The organism is Pseudomonas sp. HD6515, from assembly GCF_024971855.1.
Classification (GTDB): Bacteria; Pseudomonadota; Gammaproteobacteria; order Pseudomonadales; family Pseudomonadaceae; genus Aquipseudomonas; species Aquipseudomonas alloputida.
The window spans coordinates 3066025-3084233 of sequence record NZ_CP079827.1 but is presented as its reverse complement, the minus strand read 5'-3'; the positions used below and the strand labels follow the sequence as shown (position 1 = coordinate 3084233).

Annotated in this window: 16 protein-coding genes; 7 read left to right on the top strand and 9 right to left on the bottom strand. The window is 63.0% G+C overall.

Features of this window, described 5'->3' with window-relative positions:
- Nucleotides 1-40 precede the first annotated feature (40 nt).
- On the bottom strand, nt 41-1684 hold the full coding sequence (locus KW568_RS14255; RefSeq protein ID WP_004576806.1) for an acetolactate synthase large subunit: 1644 nt from the start codon (nt 1682-1684) through the stop codon (nt 41-43).
- Nucleotides 1685-1869: 185 nt separating this feature from the next.
- Here KW568_RS14255 and KW568_RS14250 point away from each other — a divergent pair, with 185 nt between their 5' ends.
- Nucleotides 1870-2751: a LysR family transcriptional regulator gene (locus KW568_RS14250; RefSeq protein WP_004374921.1), complete on the top strand. Its 882-nt coding sequence runs from the start codon at nt 1870-1872 to the stop codon at nt 2749-2751.
- Here KW568_RS14250 and KW568_RS14245 read toward each other — a convergent pair.
- Nucleotides 2736-3395 carry an alpha/beta hydrolase gene (locus tag KW568_RS14245; protein ID WP_004576841.1) on the bottom strand — a complete coding sequence of 220 codons (660 nt, stop codon included), beginning with the start codon at nt 3393-3395 and terminating at the stop codon, nt 2736-2738. The genes KW568_RS14250 and KW568_RS14245 overlap by 16 nt on opposite strands.
- 267 nt (nt 3396-3662) lie before the next feature.
- Between KW568_RS14245 and KW568_RS14240 the strand changes: the two genes are divergently transcribed.
- The 3 genes from KW568_RS14240 (at nt 3663) to KW568_RS14230 (ending at nt 6853) form a co-directional block, all read left to right on the top strand.
- Nucleotides 3663-4847, top strand: a complete 1185-nt coding sequence (locus KW568_RS14240; protein WP_033725485.1) for an MFS transporter — start codon at nt 3663-3665, stop codon at nt 4845-4847.
- Nucleotides 4848-4909: 62 nt separating this feature from the next.
- Entirely contained in the window at nt 4910-5761 is an 852-nt protein-coding gene (locus tag KW568_RS14235; RefSeq protein WP_004374928.1) for a LysR family transcriptional regulator, read from the top strand.
- A 96-nt stretch (nt 5762-5857) separates the two neighbouring features.
- Nucleotides 5858-6853 (top strand): aldo/keto reductase, encoded by a 996-nt coding sequence (locus tag KW568_RS14230; RefSeq protein WP_004576843.1) that lies wholly within the window; start codon nt 5858-5860, stop codon nt 6851-6853.
- Here the strand turns inward: KW568_RS14230 and KW568_RS14225 are convergent.
- Together KW568_RS14225 and KW568_RS14220 are read right to left on the bottom strand one after the other, a co-directional pair.
- Entirely contained in the window at nt 6846-8108 is a 1263-nt protein-coding gene (locus KW568_RS14225; RefSeq protein WP_004374932.1) for an ATP-binding protein, read from the bottom strand. The two genes, KW568_RS14230 and KW568_RS14225, sit on opposite strands and share 8 nt — an antisense overlap.
- Nucleotides 8105-8806, bottom strand: coding sequence for a response regulator transcription factor (locus KW568_RS14220; RefSeq protein WP_004374934.1), 702 nt, complete (start codon nt 8804-8806; stop codon nt 8105-8107). Before KW568_RS14220 ends, KW568_RS14225 begins: the two co-directional genes overlap by 4 nt.
- Nucleotides 8807-9003: 197 nt before the next feature.
- Between KW568_RS14220 and bamA the strand changes: the two genes are divergently transcribed.
- From bamA to KW568_RS14205, 3 genes are all read left to right on the top strand, one after another.
- Entirely contained in the window at nt 9004-11367 is a 2364-nt protein-coding gene (bamA, locus tag KW568_RS14215) for an outer membrane protein assembly factor BamA (protein WP_004374936.1), read from the top strand.
- A gap of 130 nt (nt 11368-11497) precedes the next feature.
- Entirely contained in the window at nt 11498-11881 is a 384-nt protein-coding gene (locus KW568_RS14210) for a hypothetical protein (RefSeq protein WP_014861722.1), read from the top strand.
- A gap of 14 nt (nt 11882-11895) precedes the next feature.
- A complete protein-coding gene (locus KW568_RS14205) occupies nt 11896-12861 on the top strand; it encodes an endonuclease (RefSeq protein WP_004574120.1) in 966 nt (321 codons plus the stop codon).
- Between the two features lie 42 nt (nt 12862-12903).
- Here KW568_RS14205 and KW568_RS14200 read toward each other — a convergent pair whose 3' ends face one another.
- The 5 genes from KW568_RS14200 to ptxS all read right to left on the bottom strand — a co-directional run bounded on the left by KW568_RS14200 (nt 12904) and on the right by ptxS (nt 18034).
- Nucleotides 12904-13866, bottom strand: a complete 963-nt coding sequence (locus tag KW568_RS14200) for a D-glycerate dehydrogenase (protein WP_004374943.1) — start codon at nt 13864-13866, stop codon at nt 12904-12906.
- 10 nt (nt 13867-13876) lie between these two features.
- Nucleotides 13877-15169: an MFS transporter gene (locus KW568_RS14195; RefSeq protein WP_004574122.1), complete on the bottom strand. Its 1293-nt coding sequence runs from the start codon at nt 15167-15169 to the stop codon at nt 13877-13879.
- 58 nt (nt 15170-15227) lie between these two features.
- Nucleotides 15228-16178 carry a sugar kinase gene (locus KW568_RS14190; RefSeq protein WP_004574124.1) on the bottom strand — a complete coding sequence of 317 codons (951 nt, stop codon included), beginning with the start codon at nt 16176-16178 and terminating at the stop codon, nt 15228-15230.
- On the bottom strand, nt 16171-16950 hold the full coding sequence (locus KW568_RS14185; protein WP_004574126.1) for a sugar phosphate isomerase/epimerase: 780 nt from the start codon (nt 16948-16950) through the stop codon (nt 16171-16173). Before KW568_RS14185 ends, KW568_RS14190 begins: the two co-directional genes overlap by 8 nt.
- Before the next feature lie 64 nt (nt 16951-17014).
- A complete protein-coding gene (gene ptxS / locus KW568_RS14180) occupies nt 17015-18034 on the bottom strand; it encodes a transcriptional regulator PtxS (protein ID WP_004374950.1) in 1020 nt (339 codons plus the stop codon).
- Between the last annotated feature and the right edge of the window lie 175 nt (nt 18035-18209).

The window sequence follows — 18209 nt, the reverse complement described above, 5'->3', positions numbered from 1 at the left end:
AGGCCGCGCCGGCAAAAAGACGGCGCCGGCCTGTCAGGGCTTACACTGCCAGCGCGCGCTCACGCAGCTCGCTGTTGAGGATGCGGTCGTTCTCGCTGTAATCGACCGGGCAGTCGATCACGTGCACACCCGGGGTCTTGATGCAGTGCTCCAGCAGCGGCAGCAGGCCTTCGGCGCTTTCCACGCGGTGGCCGTTGGCGCCGTAGGCTTCGGCATACTTGACGAAGTCCGGGTTGCCGTAGTCCAGGCCGAAATCGGTGAAGCCCATGTTGGCCTGCTTCCAGCGGATCATGCCGTAGCCGTCGTCACGCAGGATCACCACGGTGATGTGCATGCCCAGACGTACTGCAGTCTCCAGTTCCTGGCTGTTCATCATGAAGCCGCCGTCGCCGCACACCGAGATTACCGGGCGGTCCGGGTGCACCAGGTGCGCAGCCATTGCCGATGGCAGGCCGGCGCCCATGGTCGCCAGGGCGTTGTCCAGCAGCACGGTGTTTGGCTTGTGCGCTTTGTAGTTGCGGGCGAACCAGATCTTGTAGATGCCGTTGTCCAGGGCGACGATGCCTTCGGACGGCAGTACACGACGGATGTCAGCCACCATGCGCTGTGGGTAGACCGGGAAGCGGTCGTCGTCGGCGCCTTCGGCGATCTGTGCTTCGTTGGCTTCACGGATGGCCATCAGGCGGGTGAAGTCCCAGTGCGACGTGTCGTTCAGTGCTTCACTGATCTGCCACACGGCGTTGGCGATGTCGCCGATCACTTCTACTTGCGGGAAGTACACAGCATCGACTTCGGCAGAGCGGAAGTTGATGTGGATGACTTCGGTGCCGCCACGGACCATGAAGAACGGCGGCTTCTCGATCACATCGTGGCCGATGTTGATGATCAGGTCGGCGGCTTCGACGGCGCGGTGAACGAAGTCGCCCGACGACAGCGCAGCGTTGCCAAGGAAGCGCGGGTGGCGCTCGTCGACCACGCCTTTACCCATTTGGGTGGTGATGAACGGGATGCCGGTCTTGTCGATCAGTTGCTTGAGGACCTTGGCGGTCATCTTGCGGTTGGCACCGGCACCGATCACCAGGATCGGGTTACGCGCGTTCTGCAGTTTCTCGACGGCAGCTTCGATGGCCACGTGCTCGGCCAGCGGGCGGCGGTGCAGGCTGCGCGGGATCGGCAGCGCGTCGGTCTGCTCGGCGGCGATGTCTTCCGGCAGCTCCAGGTGCACCGCACCCGGCTTTTCTTCTTCGGCCAGGCGGAAGGCTTCGCGCATGCGGGCCGGGATGTTGTCGGCCGAGGCGAACTGGTGGGTGTACTTGGTGATGGGGTCCATCATGCCGCACACGTCAATGATCTGGAAGCGACCCTGCTTGGACTTCTTGATCGGCTTCTGCCCGGTGATCATCATCATCGGCATGCCGCCCAGGTAGGCGTAGGCGCTGGCGGTCACCAGGTTGGTGGCACCAGGGCCGAGGGTCGACAGGCTGACGCCGGTCTTGCCGGTCAGACGACCGTAAGTGGCAGCCATGAAACCTGCAGACTGCTCGTGACGGGTCAGTACCAGCTTGATCTTCGACTTGCGCAGGGATTCGAGCAGGTCGAGGTTTTCCTCACCGGGAATGCCGAATACATACTCGACACCTTCGTTTTCCAGGCATTGCACAACGACATCGGCGGCCTTGGCCATTTGGGGTACTACCTCAAAATCTTTGTGGGATTGCAGATTTATTAAGCTGCGTGACTGAGATGTTGCAGGATGTCTCAGTGGCGCGCATCGTAGGCCCTCTGGTTAATAATAATAAATATATTGTTATGATGCTTAGCATCACAGTTCGTTATGAATGCATCTCGCATGAAAGGTAGCACCCCTCAATGAACCTCAAGGCATTGCGCTGCTGTGTCGAAATCGTCCGCCAAGGCAGCTTCACCAAGGCCGCGCAGCACCTGCACATCGCCCAGCCAGCGCTGAGCATGGCCGTCACCCGGCTGGAAGAAGAACTGGGGGTAACCCTGTTCAACCGCACCACGCGCAAAGTGATCCTCACGGCAGAAGGCGAGCAGTTCTTGCCGCGCATTGCCTCTGCCCTGCGCGAAATGGACGTTGCCCGGCAAGAGCTGCGCGACATGGCCGACCTCAAGCGCGGTGAAGTGCGCCTGGGTATCCCGCCGATGTTCGGCCTGCACTACGTCCCCGGGTTGATGAACGCCTTCCGCAAGTCGTACCCGGGCATTGCCATGACCGTGTTCGAAGGCAGTGCCGAAGACATTGGCCATCGCCTGGAGCAAAGGGAAATCGACCTGGCGCTGCTGGAGTCCCGGCGTGTACCGCCGGACAAGGAGTCGATCCTGCTGGGCAGCGACGAGATGCTGGCGTGCATGCACCCGGATCACCCCTATGCCGGCAAGGCCTACCTCACCGCCGAAGACCTGCGCAATACCGACATGGTGGTGTTCGATCGCACCTTCGTTCAACGCCATCTTCTGGATGCGTTCTTCGCCGAACATGGCATCACTTACCAGGTGGCGCTACAGAGCAACTTCGTCTCGCTGGTGGTGCAGGCCGCGCTGGACAACATGGGGGTGGCGACCCTGCTGCGCTCGGTGCAGCAACGCACGCCAGGCATCGTCGGCGTGCCGTTCCGGCCAGCACAGCAGATGAGTTTCCGCTTGTGCTGGCGCTCGGGGGAATACCTGTCGCTGGCCAGCAAGCGGTTTATCGATTTTGCTGCACAGACGCATTACCTGGAGCGGTGAGTACCAGTCTTCTGGGCGAGATGAGCAATCACCTGCTCCGCGGCACGCCCCAGGCAGCCTTTGAAAAAATGATTGGCACCGGCGTACACCGACACCGCCCGTTGTTCAGGGCCAGCCCATTGCAGCAGGTTGGCCAGCGGTGCCATTTCATCCTGTTCACCATGGAGTAACAGGCAATCCCCAGGCAGCGGCAATGGCTCGTAATAGCGCCCTCCCGGTACATCCCCCACCGGCAGCCCCATCAATGCGACTGCCTGCAACTGCCCTTCCAGCGCACAGGCAACCCGGGCGAACACGTAGGCCCCAAAGGAAAACCCGACCAGCGCTACCGGCAGCTCGGGCTGTTGCTGATTGAAGTGACGGATGACCGCGATGCAATCCTCGGCTTCACCGATGCCCTGGTCGTGCGTGCCTTGCGTCTGCCCCACCCCACGAAAGCTCGGCCGTACCACTTGCCAGCCGGCTGCACGCAGCTGCCGTGCCAGGGTCAGTGGCACGATATGCCGTGGGCTACCGCCCAGCAGCGGTTGCGGATGGCTGACCAGCACCAGCCCTTTGGGTGGTCCGTCGGGGTAGTCGATCAACAGCTCGATCTGGCCGACGGCCCCATCGATAAGCAGCGGGTTGCGCGGGGTATCTGACATTGCAGTTGTCCTTGTGAACCGAGTGCGTGGCGCGTGTACACACCGTTTGCCGAGGGTTGGCGCGTCACCGCCCGCAGTCTAAAAGAGCAGGCGTACCCGCTGCCACAGGATCCCGTCACTTCAGCCAGGGGCGTAGCAAGCGCGCCCGAACTGAGCAGGAAACGGGCTGCAACGTCGCGAAAGCCGGGGCAGCATCCTCGACGTTGCAGCCATCGATTGACTATTATCCCGCCTTGAACGTTTCAGCATGTTTCAATAGGGATACAAATGTCAGTCCAGGAACGCCCCCCGCTCCCCAGTAAACACACCGTCGCCAAGATGGAAGCCGCCATGGCACTGGGCAGCTTTGCCATCGGCACCGGCGAATTCGCCATCATGGGCCTGATGCCCGACATTGCCAGCAATTTGCAGTTGAGTGAGCCGCAGGTGGGCCATGCCATCAGCGCGTATGCGCTGGGGGTGATGGTTGGCGCACCGACACTGGCCATTCTCGGTGCCAAACTGTTGCGCAAGCACATGCTGCTGCTGTTGATGCTGCTGTATGCCGTGGGCAACCTGGCCACGGCCTTTGCCCCCTCGTTCGGTGGCCTGGTCACATTTCGTTTCATCAGCGGCCTGCCCCACGGCGCCTACTTCGGCATTGCCGCAGTGGTCGCCTCGAGCATGGTCGCCAAGGATCAGCGCGCGGGGGCGGTTGCCCGGGTAATGATGGGCCTGACCTTGGCCATGTTGCTCGGCAACCCGGTTGCCACCTTCCTGGGCCAGTACTTCGGTTGGCGTTCGGCATTCGTGCTGGTCGGCGCGATCGCCCTGTGCACCATCGCCCTGGTCTGGCGTTTCGTGCCCCAGCGCCACGACGAAACACGCAGCGACCCGCGCAAGGAGCTACAGGCCTTTGCCCTCCCACAGGTATGGATGGCGCTGGCCATCGCTTCGATCGGTTTTGCCGGCATGTTCTGCGTGTTCAGCTACCTGGCACCGACCATGCTGCACGTGACCCAGGTGTCGCCACAGTGGATTCCGTTTGGTCTGGCGGCGTTCGGCGTGGGCGGTATCGTCGGCAACATCGCTGGCGGCAAGCTGTTCGACCGCCTGCAGTTCCGCGCCGTGGGCTTGGTACTGATGTGGTCGGTCGCCGTGCTGCTGTTCTTTACCTTCGCCGCCCAGGCGCTGTGGAGCCTGCTGCTGGGCATCGGCCTGGTGGGCACCATGATCGCGCTGGCGGCACCGCTACAGATCCGCCTCATGGACATTGCCCATGAGGCACCTAGCCTGGCAGCGGCGTCGAACCATGCGGCGTTCAACCTGGCCAATGCCCTGGGGCCATGGCTGGGAGGCATGGCGATCACTGCCGGCATGGGCTGGACCAGCACCGGGTACATCGGCGCCGCGACTGCGCTGGTTGGCCTGGGCATCTACCTGGTGGCGCGGCGGATGAAAGGCGGGCATTGAAGCCGGCAGGGTCATAAAGGGTTACCCTACCCCTTTATGCACCCGCCACTGCCGAGTCATTCATGTTCGATTGGGAAGACCTGCGCCATTTCTCCGCCTTCAGCTCGGCCGGCTCGCTGTCGGCCGCTGCCAAGACCCTGGGTGTCGACCACGCCACCGTGGCCCGGCGCATCGCCTCGCTCGAAGCTTCGCTCAAGCTCAAGCTGGTTGACCGACGTCCCCGCGCCTATGCCCTCACCCACGAAGGCCAACGTGTTGCGGAACTCGCCGAGCAGATGGCCATGTCCTCTTTTGCCCTGGCGCATTTCGCCAGCGCCGGCCAACAGACAGTGGAAGGCGAAGTGGTGCTCTCGGCACCACCGGCGCTGCTGGGCAGCATCGTCGCCCGGCGCCTGGGCGAGCTGTACCAGCGCTACCCACAGCTGCGCCTGAAGCTGGTAGGCAGCAAATCCAAGGCATCCTTGGTCCGCCGCGAAGCTGACATCAGCATCGCCCTGGCCAGGCCGACAGAGCCAACTCTGGTGGTCAGCCTGCTGGGGCACCTGGATTACCGGCTGTATGCCTCGCCCGGTTATCTGGCCAGCGCAACGGTCAGGCGCTATATCGGCTACGACGAGTCTCAGGCCCGTTCCCCACAACAGCAATGGCTCAACCTCCAGGCCGGCCAGCAGCCGTTCGCATTGCACAGCAATGACCTGCGCATCCAGGCCCAAGCCTGTGCCGGCGGCATCGGCATCGCCTGCCTGCCCGCGTTCATGGCACAGGAACACGGTCTGAAAGAAGCAGGCAGCGCCCAACAGACAATGAGCATCGAAATCTGGCTGGCCGTGCATGAAGACGTGCGTGCCACGCCGCGGATCAAGGCGGTTACCGACTTCCTTCAGCAACAGGTGCGGCCGCTGCTACGCTTGTGAATTCTTGCAGATGGCGCATGCATCAATACGGAATTTTCGCCCAACCCTGCCAGCGTTAGGCTAACTCCATCACTCACGCCCTTGAAGGAGACGACGATGCAGTACGTAAAGCTGGGTAGCACTGGGCTGGACATTTCAAGGCTGTGCCTGGGCTGCATGACCTTCGGTGAACCCGACGCCGGCACTCATCCCTGGACCTTGGGCGAAGACGCCAGCCGGCCGATCATTCGCCATGCCGTCGAGCAAGGCATCAACTTCTTCGACACTGCCAACAGCTATTCCGCCGGCACCTCGGAAATCATCCTCGGCAAACTCCTGAGGGAGTTTACCCGCCGCGAAGAAACCGTGATCGCCACCAAGGTGTTCTTCCCTGCCAACATGTGGGAAGGCGCCAACCGGCCCAATGAGCAAGGCTTGTCACGCAAGGCGATCATGGCCAACATCGACGCCAGCCTCAGCCGCCTGGGCACAGACTACGTCGACCTTTACCAGATCCACCGCTGGGACTACCACACACCCATCGAGGAAACCATGGAAGCTCTGCATGATGTGGTCAAGGCCGGCAAGGCGCGCTACATCGGTGCATCGTCGATGTATGCCTGGCAGTTCGCCAAGGCGCAGCAGGTAGCCGCCAACCATGGCTGGAGCCGCTTCGTGTCGATGCAGAACTACCTCAACCTGATCTACCGCGAAGAAGAGCGAGAGATGATCCCGCTGTGCCTGGATCAAGGCGTCGGCCTGATGCCCTGGAGCCCGATGGCGCGCGGCCGCCTGACACGACCGCATGGGCAGCAAACCCAGCGCACGCGCACCGATGTGTCCGGGCAGTCGTTCTATGAAAAGACCGAGGTGGAGGACGGCCGGGTAATCGATGTGGTCGAGCAGATCGCCAGCGAACGGGGGGTGCCGATGGCCCAGGTTGCGCTGGCCTGGGTGCTGGGTAGGGCCGGCGTTAGCGCCCCTATCGTCGGCGCCTCGAAGCCCGCCCACCTGGACGATGCCCTGGGCGCACTGTCACTGCAGCTGAGCGAGGACGAGGTGGCGCGCTTGCAGGCCCCTTACGTTCCCCACGCGGTCACCGGCTTCAAGTAGCAATGGCTTGCGGCAGTTCGATGCGTACCCGCAAGCCCCCTGTGGCGGCGGCCAGCGCGGTGATGCTGCCACCGTGCAAGGCGATGGCACGCTGGGCGATCGCCAGCCCCAGGCCGAAGCCGTCGCTGCTGTCGGTGCCACGGTCGAACGGTTCGAAGATGCGCTGCAGGCGCGCCGGGTCGACGCCCGGGCCATGGTCGCTGACGCACACCTGCAACCATTGCCCACCTGGTGCCGGTGCGGCCTCCACCAATACCGCCGTGCCGGGCTTGGTGTAGCGCACGGCATTGCGGATGACGTTCTCGAAAGCCCGGTACAGGAGCTCTTCATGGCCATGCATGAGAAACGCGCCCTGAGCCAGCAAGGACACCTGGCACTGCTTCATGCCTGCCTCGAAACGGGCATCCTCGACGATCTGCGCCAGCAGTTCGACCACATCCACGCTGGCGAAGTCACTGTTGCCTTGACGGGACTGGGCACGGGCCAGGGTCAGCAGTTGCTCGATCAGGTCGTCCATGCGCCGCGACTCGCGCTCGACCCGCTCCAGCATGTCGGGCCGGTCGGGTTGCTGGCGCATCAGGCCGATGGCGGCATGCATGCGGGTAAGCGGTGAGCGCAGCTCATGGGAAATATCATGCAGCAGGTTCTGCTGGGCCTGCACCAGGGCCTTGAGCTGGCCGGCCATGCGGTCACAGTCCTCGGCCAGGTCGACGATTTCGTCACGGCGCTTGCCCAGCCGCGGCCTGACCCGCACATCGAAACGGCCTTGGGCAACCTGGCCCATGGCCTCGCGCAGCCAGGTCAGCGGCCGGGTCAGGTAAAAGCTGCACAACAGCGCGAACAGCGCGCTCATCACCGCCCCAGTCACGAACGGGCCAAGGTTGCGTGGGCGCGGAGCCATACCGACACGGGTGGCCACCGAAGCGCGCAGCACCAGCGGGCGGCCGTCACGGTCGAGCAGTGCCTGCTCGAAACGCGCCACGTGCACCGTTTGGCCAGCCAGCAAGCGGCCTTGATCGTCGTAAAGGCCTACTTGCACATCCTGCGGCTGTGGCGACACGTCCAGCAACTGGCGGCCGGCCCGCTCGCCATGCCGTTCGAGCAATTGCAGCTCGGTGGCCAGCAGTGAACGCAGCCCGGGTGTATCGCCGCGCAGCTCATTGAGCATGAAGGCCCCCGCCCCCACCAGGAAGGTCAGGGTGTTGGCAAGCCAGAAGGCCAGGAACAGCTTCCAGAACAGACGCCGGCGCATCATTCGACGATCAGCATGTAGCCCATGCCGCGCACGCTCTGGATCCAGCTGCTGCCATCGGCACGCGGGCCAAGTTTTTGCCGGATGCTGCTGACGTGCACGTCGATGCGTCGGTCATAACGGGTCAGCGGCCGGCCCAGGGCATTGAGCGACAGGTCCTGCTTGCTGACCAGCTGACCGGCCTGGCGCGCCAGGGCTTCGAGCAGGCTGAACTCGGAGCCGGTCAATTCCAGCGTGGCTGCGCCCCAGCGTGCCTCGCGCCGCCCCGGCCACATTTTCAATGCACCGCTGCGTACCTGTTCAGGTACCTCGGGCGCGCTGGTTTCACCCATCAGGTGTGGCTTCACGCGGCGCAGTATCGCCCGCAGGCGCGCCACCAGCTCGCCAGGAGAGCTGGGCTTGGGTACATAGTCGTCGGCACCCAGCTCCAGGCCGGCGATGCGGTCGATGTTGTCGCCACGGGCCGTCAGCAGCAGTACCGGCACCTGGCTGCGCGCGCGCACGCGGCGTAACACTTCGATGCCCGAAATGCCGGGCAGCATGACGTCCAGCACCACCACCTGGAAGTCACCGGACAACGCCTGGGTCTCGCCTTCTTCGCCGGTGTCCACGGCCGTTGCCTGGAAGCCTTCGCGCGCCAGGTACAAAGAGAGCATTTCGGTCAGTTCGCGGTCGTCGTCGACCAGCAGCACAGGGATCATCAGGGCCAGATATCGCAATTGCAGGGGGGGTAATGATCGCCCTACGCGCCGGCACTGTCACCGCCGGCCGGTCGGACTTTACACATCTTTACCCTCGGCTAACCGCGCCGTACACAGCCCGCCCGTATCCTCATCGCCCGCTGCTTGCGGGTTGCCCGCGCTCGCCTCCCTCCAAATCCGCTTGTCTGGAACCCCCGATGAACTACCCGCGCCTGTTGCTCTCCATCCTGCTGCTGAAAGCCACGCTGGCCCAGGCCTCACCGTTCAGGATCGCCGACATTCGCGTCAACGGCCTGCAGCGGGTTTCCGCTGGCAGTGTGTTCGGTGCCTTGCCGCTGAACGTTGGCGACCAGGCCGACGACCGTCGCCTGGTGGACTCGACTCGTTCCTTGTTCAAGACCGGGTTCTTCCAGGACATCCAGTTGAGCCGCGATGGCAATGTGCTCATCATCAACGTGGTCGAGCGCCCGTCGGTGTCGAGCATCGAGATTGAAGGCAACAAGGCGATCAGCACCGAAGACCTGATGAAGGGCCTGAAACAATCGGGCCTGGCCGAAGGCGAGATCTTCCAGCGTGCCACCCTCGAAGGTGTGCGTAACGAGCTGCAGCGCCAGTACGTGGCCCAAGGCCGCTACTCGGCCGAGGTCGACGCCGAGGTGGTGCCGCAGCCGCGCAACCGTGTGGCGCTGAAGATCAAGATCAACGAAGGCACCGTCGCCGCCATCCAGCACATCAACATCGTGGGCAACAACGTATTCGATGATGAGACCCTGGGGCAGCTGTTCGAGCTGAAGACCACCAACTGGCTGTCGTTCTTCAAGAACGACGACAAGTACGCCCGTGAAAAACTCTCCGGTGACCTGGAGCGCCTGCGTTCCTACTACCTGGACCGCGGCTACATCAACATGGACATCGCCTCCACCCAGGTGTCCATCACGCCGGACAAGAAGCACGTCTACATCACCGTCAACATCAACGAAGGCGAGAAATACACCGTTCGCGACGTGAAGCTGTCCGGTGACCTCAAGGTGCCGGAAGACCAGGTCAAGTCGTTGCTGCTGGTGCAGCCGGGCCAGGTGTTCTCGCGCAAGGTGATGACCACCACGTCCGAGCTGATCACCCGCCGCCTGGGTAACGAAGGCTACACCTTCGCCAACGTCAACGGCGTGCCACAGCCGAACGACCAGGACCACACCGTCGACATCATGTTCGTGGTCGACCCGGGCAAGCGTGCCTACGTCAACCGCATCAACTACCGCGGCAACACCAAGACCGAAGACGAAGTGCTGCGTCGCGAAATGCGCCAGATGGAAGGTGGCTGGGCGTCGACCTACCTGATCGACCAGTCCAAGACCCGTCTTGAGCGCCTGGGCTTCTTCAAGGAAGTCAACGTCGAGACCCCGCAGGTGCCTGGCACCGACGACCAGGTCGACGTCAACTACAGCGTCGAAGAGCAGGCCTCCGGCTCGATCACCGCCAGCGTCGGTTTCGCCCAGAGCGCCGGCCTGATCCTGGGTGGTTCGATCAGCCAGAGCAACTTCCTCGGTACCGGTAACAAGGTGTCCATCGGCCTGACCCGTTCGGAATACCAGACCAAGTACAACTTCGGCTTCGTCGACCCCTACTTCACCGCCGACGGCGTGAGCCTGGGCTACAACCTGTTCTACAACACCACCGACTACAGCGATTACTACGACGATGGGGTTTCGTACTATGCAATCAACAGCTACGGCGCCGGGGTCAGCTTCGGCTACCCGATCAACGAAACCTCGCGCCTGACCTACGGCCTGACCCTGCAGCACGACGACATTTCGCCCGGCACCTACAGCGCTGACGAGATCTACGATTTCATCTCCCGCGAAGGCAAAAGCTTCAACAACCTCAAGGCGTCGATCGGTTGGTCGGAATCTACCCTCAACAAAGGCGTGCTAGCCACCCGGGGCCACTCGCAGAGCCTGACGCTGATGGCTACCACCCCTGGCAGCGACCTGTCGTTCTACAAGCTCGACTACGACGGCCAGGCTTTCCTGCCGGTCACCAGCAACACCACGCTGCGCCTGCACACCAACCTGGGCTACGGCAACGGCTATGGCTCCACCGACGGCTTGCCATTCTATGAAAGCTACACCGCCGGTGGGCAGGGCTCGGTACGCGGGTTCAAGGACGGCACCCTCGGCCCGCGCAGCACACCGGCTACCGGGGCCTATTCCAGCGCTGGGCAGGCTTACTATTCCGACCGCGACACCGATGTGCTGGGGGGCAATATCCTGATTACCGGCGGAGCCGAGTACCTGTTCCCACTGCCCTTCGTGAAGGACCAGAGCCAGCTGCGCAGCTCGGTGTTTGTCGATGCCGGCAACGTATATGCCGACACCTGCTACCTGTCCACCACCCAAGGCTGCGGCAGCGTCGACCTGGCGCAGATGGCTGTGTCGCTGGGGGTTGGCGTGACCTGGTACAGCCCGATGGGGCCGCTGAGTTTCAGCCTGGCGACGCCATTGAAAAAGCCGGATAACGCCGAAACCCAGGTGTTCCAGTTCTCGTTGGGGCAGACCTTCTGAGGCTGCTCATGAAATGAACCGCGCAGCACGGGGGTTGAGCATTACCCGCTTTTACCCCCGCTTTACCCAAGTTGACAGTCACCTTGCCTATGGTGGCCAGCACTCGAACCCCGCCCAGCAGGACACCCTCATGCCTCCGTTCACACCCTGTTTCCCTACATCACTGCGCGAAAATGAAATACCCGTCGCCCTGCTCGATCTGGTGCAGCAACGCCTGGCCACCCTGCTTGGCCCACGCTTCACGGTGGTACTGGGCGGTAGCGGCAACGGCGATGGTGTCAGTCATTACCACCTGGCAATCCAGCACAACCAGAGCGGGGTTTCCCTGGAGGATTACGGTGACGTCGGTGCCGGTTTCGTCGAGCACCTGCTGCGCATGGGCACCCAGGTGCGGGACATGCTCGACTCAGCCACCTTCAGCCGTATGGGCAGCGATGACCCTGGCCGACCATTGGTATGGCTCCGCGAGCTGGTCAGCCCCGGGGAAACCATTACAATGCGCGGCCCAACCTGAAATATGTTTTCCCCATGAAATCACTGCTTTACGCCGTAACCTTATTATTTTCCTTTACCCTCCCTGCCTTGGCCAACCCGCCGGCCACCTTCACCGAAGCCAAGGTGGTGGCCAAGCAGAAGGTCTACCTGGACCAGGCCAGCAGTGCCATGGGCGACCTGTACTGCGGTTGCAAATGGACCTGGGTGGGCAAGTCTGGCGGGCGCATCGATGCCGCCTCGTGTGGTTACCAGACGCGCAAGCAGCAGAACCGTGCCGAACGCACCGAGTGGGAACACATCGTGCCCGCCCACACCTTCGGCAACCAGCGCCAGTGCTGGAAGAACGGCGGCCGTGAGCACTGCGTGGACAACGACCCGGTGTTCCGCGCCATGGAGGCCGACCTGTTCAACCTTTACCCGGCCGTGGGTGAGGTCAACGGTGACCGCAGCAACTTCAACTACGGCATGGTCACTGGCAATGCCGGCGAATACGGCCAATGCACCACCAAGGTCGATTTCGTCCAGCGCACCGCCGAACCGCGTGACGAAGTCAAAGGCCTGGTGGCCCGCACCACGTTCTACATGTTCGACCGCTACAAGCTGAACATGTCGCGCCAACAGCAACAGCTGCTGATGGCCTGGGACAAGCAACACCCGGTGTCGGCCTGGGAGAAAGAACGCGACCGGCGCATTGCCGCGATCATGGGCCATGCCAACCCGTTCGTAAGCGGCGAACGCAAGTGGACCGCCGGCTACAAGCCGGTTGGCAGCGGCGTGGTAGAGGCGGTGCCGGTAAACGCGGCCAAGCCAGAGGCCAAACCAAGCCTGGCCAGCGCCGGTTCGGTCGGCGCCGTGCTTGGCAACCGCAACAGCCACGTCTATCACCTGTCAGTCGGCTGCCCGGGCTACAACCAGGTTGCAGCGAAGAACCAGGTTACCTTCGCAAATGAAGGTGAAGCGCAGGCAGCGGGGTATCGCAAGGCAGGCAACTGCCGCTGACCGTTTCAAAGGCTGCGCGGCCCCTGTGGGAACCGGGGCGCGTCAGCCGTTGATCAGGTTTACCGGCCGTTCACCGGCCAGCGCGCTGAGCAGGTTGTCCACCGCGCAACGCGCCATGGCCTGGCGGGTGTCCTCGGTCGCCGAGCCGATGTGCGGGGTCGCTACCACGTTATCCAGCTGCAACAGCGGCGAGTCGCTCGGCAGCGGCTCGTGCACGAACACGTCCAGCCCCGCACCGCGGATGCGCCTGGCCCGCAGCGCTTCGATCAGCGCCTGCTCATCCACCACACGCCCGCGTGAGATGTTCACCAGGATTGCCTCAGGCTTCATCAACGCAAGTTCCCGTGCGCCTATCAGGCCTTCGGTGCTAGCGCTCAACGGCACCGTCAGGCAAACGAAATCTGCCTGCTGCAACAGCTCATCCAGGCTGCACTGGCATGCGGCATAGCGTGCTTCCACCTCGGGCTTGGTACGCTGGCTGTGATACAGCACGCGCATGCCAAAGCCAGCGGCCGCGCGCCGGGCCAGGGCCTCGCCAATGCGGCCCATGCCGACGATGCCTAGCGTCTTGCCGTGCACATCACTGCCAAAATGCGCCGGCCCCAGGTTGGCCTGCCAACGGCCGTCACGCACCCAGTTCGCCAGCTCCACCACCCGCCTGGCGGTAGCCAGGATCAAGGCAAAGCCTGTGTCGGCCGTGGTTTCTGTCAACACGTCGGGCGTGTTGGTAAGCATCACACCACGCCTGCTGAGTTCAGCAATGTCGTAGTTGTCCACGCCCACCGAAACGCTCGACACCACTTCCAGTTGCGGGGCAAGGTCGAGCAGGCTGGCATCCAGGCGCAGGCTGGCCCCCAGCAACCCGTGCGCCCCCGGCAACGCATCGCGCAGTCGGGCCAGGCCATCGGGCTGGGTGGTGTCCACCCAGGTCACCTCGACGCGATCTTGCAGGCGTGCCATCAAGTCGTCTGACAGCCGTTTATACAGGACGATTCGCTTCTTCATTGCAGATTTCCTAATGGTTCATGGCCAGACGCGAGCTATCGCGCTTTGCTCGGCCAGAGGTCTGGGAAGTATTGAGCGCAGCGGTAAGCGCCACTGCAGTCAGCAGCGCACCGCACATGAACAGATAAGAGGCGCCGGGCCCGCCCGTAGCCCCATTGAGGTAGCCCACCAGCCACGAACCGCCAAACGAGCCCAGCGCCCCCATGCTGTTGATCAGCGCCATGGCGCCGCCTGCGACGTTGGCCGGCAGGATCTCGGGCACGATCGCGAAGAATGGGCCATAGGGTGCGTACATACAGGCGCCAGCAACCACCAGCAATGCATACGACAGCCAGAAATGCTCGCTGCCCAAGGCGTAAGAACCATAGAACGCCAACGCGGCAATCAGCAGCGGCGGCCAGACGAAGCGCTTGCGCTTTTGCAGGCGGTCGGACGCCCAGGACACGCCCACCATTGCCAGCACTGCCGCCAGGTAAGGCACCGAGGCCAGCCAGCCGGCCTGCACGATATCGACGTTCGCCGCCTGCTTGAGAATCGACGGCAGCCAAAGCACGAAGCCATACACGCCGATGCTCCAGCAGAAGTACTGCAGCGCCAGGATGATCACTTGCGGCGAGCGGAACGCTTCGCGATAGTTCTTTACAGGCTTGATACCCTGCTGCTCGGCAGCCAGCGCCTGCGCCAGGGCGGCCTTTTCCTGCTCGCTCAACCAGGTCACCTGGGCCGGGCGGTCATCCACCAGGCGCCACCAGAAGAACGCCCAGATCACGGCGGGCAGGCCTTCAATGATGAACATCCAGCGCCAGTCGTAATGCTTGATCAGGTAACCCGACACCACCGACATCCACAGAATGGTCACCGGGTTGCCCAGCATCAGGAAGGTGTTGGCGCGCGAACGCTCGGCCCGGGTGAACCAATGGCACAGGTACACCAGCATGGCCGGCATGACCGCAGCCTCCACCACTCCGAGCAGGAAGCGGATACCGATCAGCATGTAGACGTTGCTGACCATGCCGGTAAGCGTGGCAAGGCCGCCCCAAAGGATCAGGCAGACGAAGATCAGCTTCTTCACACTACGCTTTTCGGCGTAAATCGCCCCAGGTACCTGGAAGAAGAAGTAGCCGAGGAAGAACAACGCCCCCAGCAATGACGAAAGCACGGGGGTGATGTGCAGGTCTTCGGCCATACCGGAGGCGGCGGCGAAGCCGTAATTGGCGCGGTCCAGGTAGGCCAAGCTGTAGGTAAAGAACACGATCGGGATGATGTACCACCAGCGGCGCGGTGCCAGGCTTTGGCTTTGCATGGTTTGTTGCTCCTGAGCTTGTTTTTTTTGTTGCAACAGGTGATTCGGGTTGGGGCCTTCACGCGCTTCTGCGCAAGTCGTAGGCCTCCAGTTCATGGCGCAGCGGCAGCCCTTCCATGTCGCCCCGCGACTGCACGGCACGGCTGCCGCACCAGTTGCCGCGCGCTACCGCCTCGGCTACCGGACGGCCCTCCAGTAGCGCGCTGAGCACACCGACGGCAAAGGCATCACCTGCACCGACGGTGTCCACCACGCGGCTGACTGGCACGGGGGCTACCTGCCCTTCGCCCTTGGCGCTGCGGAAGTAGGCGCCAGCGTCGCCCAGCTTGATCACCACCAATTCCACCCCTTGGTCCAGGTAGAACGCGGCGATATCGGCCGGCGTGTGCTGACCGGTCAGCAACCGCCCCTCCTCCAGCCCCGGTAAAACCCAGTCGGCCTTGGCCGCCAGGGCATTGATTTCACGCACCATGCTGCTTTGATCGGGCCACAGCGAGGGGCGCAGGTTGGGGTCGAACGATATGCTGCGCCCGGCTGCGCGCATCCCGTCCAACAGCGCGTGGGACAGCGCCCGACAGCTGTCCGACAGCGCCAGCGGAATACCGGTAGCGTGCACGTGGCGAGCCTGCAGCCAAACGGGGCTCACCATCGCAGGTGACAGCCTGCTGGCCGCCGAACCGCGGCGAAAGTACTCCACTGCCGGGTCGCTGCCATCATCGCAGCGGGCCTTGAGCTGAAAACCCGTCGGGTAGTTGGCATCCACCTCGACACCGGAACAGTCCAGGCCTTCGCAGCGCAAGCTGTCGAGCACGAAACGGCCCAACGAATCGTCACCTACCCGGCTCAGCCAGCGCACCTTGAAACCCAGCCGCGCCAGGCCGATCGCCACGTTGCTGTCGGCGCCGGCGATGCGTTTGCCGAACTGGCCGACACCGGCCAGATCGCCGGCTTGCTCGGCGACGAACATGGCCATGGTTTCGCCGAAACACAGCACGTCATGTTCATGCATGGTCCAGCTCCTGCGCCGCGCCCAGTGCAGAAAGGTGACGCACCTGGGCCCGGGTCAGCGCCAGCAGGTCTTCGCCAACCAGGGGGTACTCGACGGCGCGCACCACGCCCGGCGCGAACTCGGCCATCAACGCTGCCCACGCTTGCAGGTCCGCTGCTTGCGGCGGTATGGCAACCAGACGGCCATCAGCCCGGCGCTGCACAGCCTTGCAATGCACATAGCGCACCCAACGGCCTAGCTGTCTTGCAGCTTGCGGCGCAGGCTCGCCCTGCCACTGCCAGTTACCGATATCGAACGTCATGCCCACGCGCAGCCCAAGCAGGTCGACACGCTGGAAAAACTGCAGCATCGGTTCGATCCTGCCACCTTGTGCGGTCTGATCGTTTTCCACCAGCAACAGAGGCCCATGGGCAGGCAGCAGCGACGCCAGGGCCGTCACATCGCAGTGCTCATCGAAGTGCCCCAAGGAAACCTTCAGCGCCACTGCGCCAAGCGCCCGGGCTATTTCCAGCTTCTGCACCAGCAGCGGGTCGGGCACGCCTTGCGCGGTCCACAGTTCAAGGGGGGTGGAATACAGGCATTCCAGGCGCAGCGCGGCAATGATCCTGCCCAGCGCAGCTGCGTCCGGTGCGCTGGCGAACAATTCTTCGCGCAATTCGACGCGGCTGACGCCAGCGGCTGCCAGCAGGTCCAGAAACTGCTCCTGGCCACGTTGGCGCACAAAGTCGGCACCGTAGCTGGAGAGACTGATGGAAACGGGGTTCGCTTGCATTGTTCTTGTCCTTATGAAACCGGTTTCATTTTTGATCAACAGCAGGCACAAGCCTGCCGTTTTCTTACTGGGGTTGGGTTGAACCGCGGATGATCAGGTTGGCCTTGAAGTCGATGCGCCGGGCTGCGCCGCTGTCGCCGCGCAAGCGACCGAGCAGGCTTTCGAATGCCGCCACGCCGATACGCTCGGTGGGCTGGGCCAGCGCGGTGATGCCTTTGCCGACCAAGGGGTACCAGTCGAGGTCGTCGAGGGCGATCAGCCCGACATCGGCAACCAGGTTGCGCCCGGCCTCGAGCAGAGCCCGGGTCACCGCCAAGGTGGCAACGCCGTTGAAGGTGAAGATGGCTTGCGGACCATGACCACTGTGGGCAAGAAACGAAGCCAATTGGCCCGGCAGCCCGGCGCTGATTTCAAGTACCTGCTGACGCATGCCTGGCCGACGGCTGATCGACGCGCCGAATGCCTGCACCCGCTCCAGGCGTGAACTGGTGCCATCGAGGGGTTCGCTGACCGCCAGGATGTCGCGGTAGCCCTGGGCTTGCAGGTGGTCCAGGGCCTGCTCGACTGCGTCAGCATTGTCCAGGCCGACAAGGTCCACATTCAGCTCGGGCAATTGGCGGTCGACCAGCACCATGGGGATGTCGCGCTGCAGGTTGAGCAGTTCGCCGGGGTGGTGACCGAGCGTGTTCACGATCAACCCTTCGACGTTGTAGCTCTGCAGGGCCACCAGGTGGTGACGCTCCTGCTCGTCGTCGCGGTTGGTGTTGCACACCACCAGGCTGTAACCATGCTGACGGCAGGCGGTTTCCACGCCGTGCATCACGGCCACTGAATAGGGGTTGAGGATATCGGCCACCAGCATGCCGATCAGTCGCGTCTGGCCGCGCTTGAGGCCGCGAGCCATCTGATTGGGGCGATAGCCGAGGCGTTCGATGACCTCTTCCAGCCGCTTGGCCGTGGCTTCGGCCAGCAATTGGCGGTCGCCACCGATGTAACGGGAGACGGTGGCTTTGGAAACGCCAGCAACACGCGCCACTTCGCTGATGGTGACCCGTTCGCGGGTATGGGCAGGCGCGTCGGTCATGGGTTTTCCTTATGATTGTTTTAATAGTGATGAAACCGGTTTCAATACAGCAAAAATGCGCGGATTCGTCAACAGGCCGTTGGTCGGGCACGAAGACAGGAAATTTTAAATCGCATTAAGAATATTGTATAGGTCATTGATATTAATAGATTTAGATCTACGGGATCGAGGTTAG

Coding starts and splice junctions, on each gene's coding strand:
- KW568_RS14245 (WP_004576841.1), bottom strand. CDS start 3,395: ATGTCAGATACCCCGCGCAACCCGCTGCTTATCGATGGGGCCGTCGGC.
- KW568_RS14255 (WP_004576806.1), bottom strand. CDS start 1,684: ATGGCCAAGGCCGCCGATGTCGTTGTGCAATGCCTGGAAAACGAAGGT.
- ptxS (WP_004374950.1), bottom strand. CDS start 18,034: ATGACCGACGCGCCTGCCCATACCCGCGAACGGGTCACCATCAGCGAA.
- KW568_RS14230 (WP_004576843.1), top strand. CDS start 5,858: ATGCAGTACGTAAAGCTGGGTAGCACTGGGCTGGACATTTCAAGGCTG.
- KW568_RS14220 (WP_004374934.1), bottom strand. CDS start 8,806: ATGATCCCTGTGCTGCTGGTCGACGACGACCGCGAACTGACCGAAATG.
- KW568_RS14235 (WP_004374928.1), top strand. CDS start 4,910: ATGTTCGATTGGGAAGACCTGCGCCATTTCTCCGCCTTCAGCTCGGCC.
- KW568_RS14205 (WP_004574120.1), top strand. CDS start 11,896: ATGAAATCACTGCTTTACGCCGTAACCTTATTATTTTCCTTTACCCTC.
- KW568_RS14250 (WP_004374921.1), top strand. CDS start 1,870: ATGAACCTCAAGGCATTGCGCTGCTGTGTCGAAATCGTCCGCCAAGGC.
- KW568_RS14185 (WP_004574126.1), bottom strand. CDS start 16,950: ATGCAAGCGAACCCCGTTTCCATCAGTCTCTCCAGCTACGGTGCCGAC.
- KW568_RS14200 (WP_004374943.1), bottom strand. CDS start 13,866: ATGAAGAAGCGAATCGTCCTGTATAAACGGCTGTCAGACGACTTGATG.
- KW568_RS14210 (WP_014861722.1), top strand. CDS start 11,498: ATGCCTCCGTTCACACCCTGTTTCCCTACATCACTGCGCGAAAATGAA.
- KW568_RS14195 (WP_004574122.1), bottom strand. CDS start 15,169: ATGCAAAGCCAAAGCCTGGCACCGCGCCGCTGGTGGTACATCATCCCG.
- bamA (WP_004374936.1), top strand. CDS start 9,004: ATGAACTACCCGCGCCTGTTGCTCTCCATCCTGCTGCTGAAAGCCACG.
- KW568_RS14240 (WP_033725485.1), top strand. CDS start 3,663: ATGTCAGTCCAGGAACGCCCCCCGCTCCCCAGTAAACACACCGTCGCC.
- KW568_RS14225 (WP_004374932.1), bottom strand. CDS start 8,108: ATGATGCGCCGGCGTCTGTTCTGGAAGCTGTTCCTGGCCTTCTGGCTT.
- KW568_RS14190 (WP_004574124.1), bottom strand. CDS start 16,178: ATGCATGAACATGACGTGCTGTGTTTCGGCGAAACCATGGCCATGTTC.